2 rRNA genes are annotated in these 5,078 nt (G+C 58.7%); both read left to right on the forward strand.

The annotated features are described in order from the left end of the window. Positions 1-93: 93 nt before the first annotated feature. A 16S ribosomal RNA gene (locus tag AOK11_RS19490) occupies positions 94-1,623 on the forward strand. 310 nt (positions 1,624-1,933) lie between these two features. After that, a 23S ribosomal RNA gene (locus AOK11_RS19495) occupies positions 1,934-5,056 on the forward strand. Together the 16S and 23S rRNA genes form the textbook arrangement of a ribosomal RNA operon. Positions 5,057-5,078 lie beyond the last annotated feature (22 nt).

Raw genomic sequence — 5,078 nt, forward strand, 5'->3', positions numbered from 1 at the left:
AAGAAAAACACAGCGAGGACGCTGTGAACGGTAGGGCCTATTCCGCCCGACCGTTCCGCTCTCGTGACGTGTTCTCCCGATCACGGGAAAGCATTCACGGAGAGTTTGATCCTGGCTCAGGACGAACGCTGGCGGCGTGCTTAACACATGCAAGTCGAACGATGAAGCCCCTCGGGGTGGATTAGTGGCGAACGGGTGAGTAACACGTGGGCAATCTGCCCCTCACTTCGGGACAAGCCCTGGAAACGGGGTCTAATACCGGATGACATCCCCGCCCGCATGGGCGGGGGTTGAAAGCTCCGGCGGTGAGGGATGAGCCCGCGGCCTATCAGCTTGTTGGTGAGGTAACGGCTCACCAAGGCGACGACGGGTAGCCGGCCTGAGAGGGCGACCGGCCACACTGGGACTGAGACACGGCCCAGACTCCTACGGGAGGCAGCAGTGGGGAATATTGCACAATGGGCGCAAGCCTGATGCAGCGACGCCGCGTGAGGGATGACGGCCTTCGGGTTGTAAACCTCTTTCAGCAGGGAAGAAGCGCAAGTGACGGTACCTGCAGAAGAAGCGCCGGCTAACTACGTGCCAGCAGCCGCGGTAATACGTAGGGCGCGAGCGTTGTCCGGAATTATTGGGCGTAAAGAGCTCGTAGGCGGCCTGTCGCGTCAATTGTGAAAGCCCGGGGCTTAACCCCGGGTCTGCAGTCGATACGGGCAGGCTAGAGTGTGGTAGGGGAGATCGGAATTCCTGGTGTAGCGGTGAAATGCGCAGATATCAGGAGGAACACCGGTGGCGAAGGCGGATCTCTGGGCCATTACTGACGCTGAGGAGCGAAAGCGTGGGGAGCGAACAGGATTAGATACCCTGGTAGTCCACGCCGTAAACGGTGGGCACTAGGTGTTGGCGACATTCCACGTCGTCGGTGCCGCAGCTAACGCATTAAGTGCCCCGCCTGGGGAGTACGGCCGCAAGGCTAAAACTCAAAGGAATTGACGGGGGCCCGCACAAGCAGCGGAGCATGTGGCTTAATTCGACGCAACGCGAAGAACCTTACCAAGGCTTGACATACACCGGAAACGTCTGGAGACAGGCGCCCCCTTGTGGTCGGTGTACAGGTGGTGCATGGCTGTCGTCAGCTCGTGTCGTGAGATGTTGGGTTAAGTCCCGCAACGAGCGCAACCCTTGTCCCGTGTTGCCAGCAAGCCCCTTCGGGGGTGTTGGGGACTCACGGGAGACCGCCGGGGTCAACTCGGAGGAAGGTGGGGACGACGTCAAGTCATCATGCCCCTTATGTCTTGGGCTGCACACGTGCTACAATGGCCGGTACAATGAGCTGCGATACCGCGAGGTGGAGCGAATCTCAAAAAGCCGGTCTCAGTTCGGATTGGGGTCTGCAACTCGACCCCATGAAGTCGGAGTTGCTAGTAATCGCAGATCAGCATCGCTGCGGTGAATACGTTCCCGGGCCTTGTACACACCGCCCGTCACGTCACGAAAGTCGGTAACACCCGAAGCCGGTGGCCCAACCCCCTTGCGGGGAGGGAGCCGTCGAAGGTGGGACTGGCGATTGGGACGAAGTCGTAACAAGGTAGCCGTACCGGAAGGTGCGGCTGGATCACCTCCTTTCTAAGGAGCACTTCTCGCCGGGTTCGCCCGGCCAGAGGCCAGTACACCGGCGCATGTCCGGTGCTGGTGGCTCATGGGTGGAACGTTGATTATTCGGCACTCTCGACCGTCTTCTCCTTCCAGTACGGCCCCTTCGGGGCATGGAACGAACGAGGGAAGCGGCAGGGAGCGCCGGGCACGCTGTTGGGTGTCTGAGGGCACGGCCGTATCGGCTGCCTTCAGTGCCGACCCCGGTGAAGCATCGCGCGAGCGGTGTGTGACGGGTGGTCGGTCGTTGTTTGAGAACTGCACAGTGGACGCGAGCATCTGTGGCCAAGTTTTTAAGGGCGCACGGTGGATGCCTTGGCACCAGGAACCGATGAAGGACGTGGGAGGCCACGATAGGCCCCGGGGAGTCGTCAACCAGACTTTGATCCGGGGGTGTCCGAATGGGGAAACCCGGCAGTCGTCATGGGCTGTCACCCATACCTGAACACATAGGGTATGCGGAGGGAACGCGGGGAAGTGAAACATCTCAGTACCCGCAGGAAGAGAAAACAACCGTGATTCCGGGAGTAGTGGCGAGCGAAACCGGATGAGGCCAAACCGCAGGCGTGTGAGACCCGGCAGGGGTTGCGCATGCGGGGTTGTGGGATCTCTTGTTCATGGTCTGCCGGCCATGAGGCGAGTCAGAAACCGTTGATGTAGGCGAAGGACATGCGAAAGGTCCGGCGCAGAGGGTAAGACCCCCGTAGCCGAAACGTCAACGGCTCGTTTGAGAGACACCCAAGTAGCACGGGGCCCGAGAAATCCCGTGTGAATCCGGCGGGACCACCCGCCAAGCCTAAATATTCCCTGGTGACCGATAGCGGATAGTACCGTGAGGGAATGGTGAAAAGTACCCCGGGAGGGGAGTGAAATAGTACCTGAAACCGTGTGCCTACAAGCCGTGGGAGCGTCGCGTTGAGTGCTTGCACTCAACGTCGTGACTGCGTGCCTTTTGAAGAATGAGCCTGCGAGTTTGCGGTGTGTTGCGAGGTTAACCCGTGTGGGGAAGCCGTAGCGAAAGCGAGTCCGAACAGGGCGATCCAGTAGCATGCCCAAGACCCGAAGCGGAGTGATCTAGCCATGGGCAGGTTGAAGCGGAGGTAAGACTTCGTGGAGGACCGAACCCACCAGGGTTGAAAACCTGGGGGATGACCTGTGGTTAGGGGTGAAAGGCCAATCAAACTCCGTGATAGCTGGTTCTCCCCGAAATGCATTTAGGTGCAGCGTCGCGTGTTTCTTGCCGGAGGTAGAGCACTGGATAGGCGATGGGCCCTACCGGGTTACTGACCTTAGCCAAACTCCGAATGCCGGCAAGTGAGAACGCGGCAGTGAGACTGTGGGGGATAAGCTCCATGGTCGAGAGGGAAACAGCCCAGAGCATCGACTAAGGCCCCCAAGCGTACGCTAAGTGGGAAAGGATGTGGAGTCGCACAGACAACCAGGAGGTTGGCTTAGAAGCAGCCACCCTTGAAAGAGTGCGTAATAGCTCACTGGTCTAGTGATTCCGCGCCGACAATGTAGCGGGGCTCAAGCGTACCGCCGAAGTCGTGTCATTGCAGTACATACCCCCAACGGGGACTGTGATGGGTAGGGGAGCGTCGTCTGCCGGGTGAAGCAGCCGCGGAAGCGAGTTGTGGACGGTTGACGAGTGAGAATGCAGGCATGAGTAGCGATACACACGTGAGAAACGTGTGCGCCGATTGACTAAGGGTTCCTGGGTCAAGCTGATCTGCCCAGGGTAAGTCGGGACCTAAGGCGAGGCCGACAGGCGTAGTCGATGGATAACCGGTTGATATTCCGGTACCCGCTGTGAAGCGTCAAACATTGAATCGGGCGATGCTAAGTCCGTGAAGCCGTTCCGGACCCTTCGGGGAAAGGAAAGTGGTGGAGCCGACGAACCGGACCCGTAGTAGGTGAGTGATGGGGTGACGCAGGAAGGTAGTCCAGCCCGGGCGGTGGTTGTCCCGGGGTAAGGGTGTAGCCCGTCATCCAGGTAAATCCGGATGGCACGTGGGTGAGACCCGATGCCGAGCCGATTGTGGTGAAGTGGATGATCCTATGCTGTCGAGAAAAGCCTCTAGCGAGTTTCATGGCGGCCCGTACCCTAAACCGACTCAGGTGGTCAGGTAGAGAATACCGAGGCGTTCGGGTGAACTATGGTTAAGGAACTCGGCAAAATGCCCCCGTAACTTCGGGAGAAGGGGGGCCATGTCCGGTGATCCGATTTACTCGGTGAGCTGGGTGTGGCCGCAGAGACCAGCGAGAAGCGACTGTTTACTAAAAACACAGGTCCGTGCGAAGCCGTAAGGCGATGTATACGGACTGACGCCTGCCCGGTGCTGGAACGTTAAGGGGACCGGTTAGTCACTCTTCGGGGTGGCGAGGCTGAGAACTTAAGCGCCAGTAAACGGCGGTGGTAACTATAACCATCCTAAGGTAGCGAAATTCCTTGTCGGGTAAGTTCCGACCTGCACGAATGGCGTAACGACTTCTCGACTGTCTCAACCATAGGCCCGGTGAAATTGCACTACGAGTAAAGATGCTCGTTTCGCGCAGCAGGACGGAAAGACCCCGGGACCTTTACTACAGTTTGATATTGGTGTTCGGTTCGGCTTGTGTAGGATAGCTGGGAGACTGTGAAGCCGCCACGCCAGTGGTGGTGGAGTCGTCGTTGAAATACCAGTCTGGTCGTGCTGGATGTCTAACCTGGGTCCGTGATCCGGATCAGGGACAGTGTCTGATGGGTAGTTTAACTGGGGCGGTTGCCTCCTAAAGAGTAACGGAGGCGCCCAAAGGTTCCCTCAGCCTGGTTGGTAATCAGGTGTTGAGTGTAAGTGCACAAGGGAGCTTGACTGTGAGACCGACGGGTCGAGCAGGGACGAAAGTCGGGACTAGTGATCCGGCGGTGGCTTGTGGAAGCGCCGTCGCTCAACGGATAAAAGGTACCCCGGGGATAACAGGCTGATCTTCCCCAAGAGTCCATATCGACGGGATGGTTTGGCACCTCGATGTCGGCTCGTCGCATCCTGGGGCTGGAGTCGGTCCCAAGGGTTGGGCTGTTCGCCCATTAAAGCGGTACGCGAGCTGGGTTTAGAACGTCGTGAGACAGTTCGGTCCCTATCCGCTGCGCGCGCAGGAGTCTTGAGAAGGGCTGTCCCTAGTACGAGAGGACCGGGACGGACGAACCTCTGGTGTGCCAGTTGTCCTGCCAAGGGCATGGCTGGTTGGCTACGTTCGGGAGGGATAACCGCTGAAAGCATCTAAGCGGGAAGCCTGCTTCGAGATGAGGACTCCCACCCACTTGATGGGGTAAGGCTCCCAGTAGACGACTGGGTTGATAGGCCGGATATGGAAGCACGGCAACGTGTGGAGTTGACCGGTACTAATAGGCCGAGGGCTTGTCCTCAGTTGCTCGCGTCCACTGTGTT

This window comes from Streptomyces hirsutus (genome assembly GCF_001418415.1).
Classification (GTDB): Bacteria; Actinomycetota; Actinomycetes; order Streptomycetales; family Streptomycetaceae; genus Streptomyces; species Streptomyces hirsutus.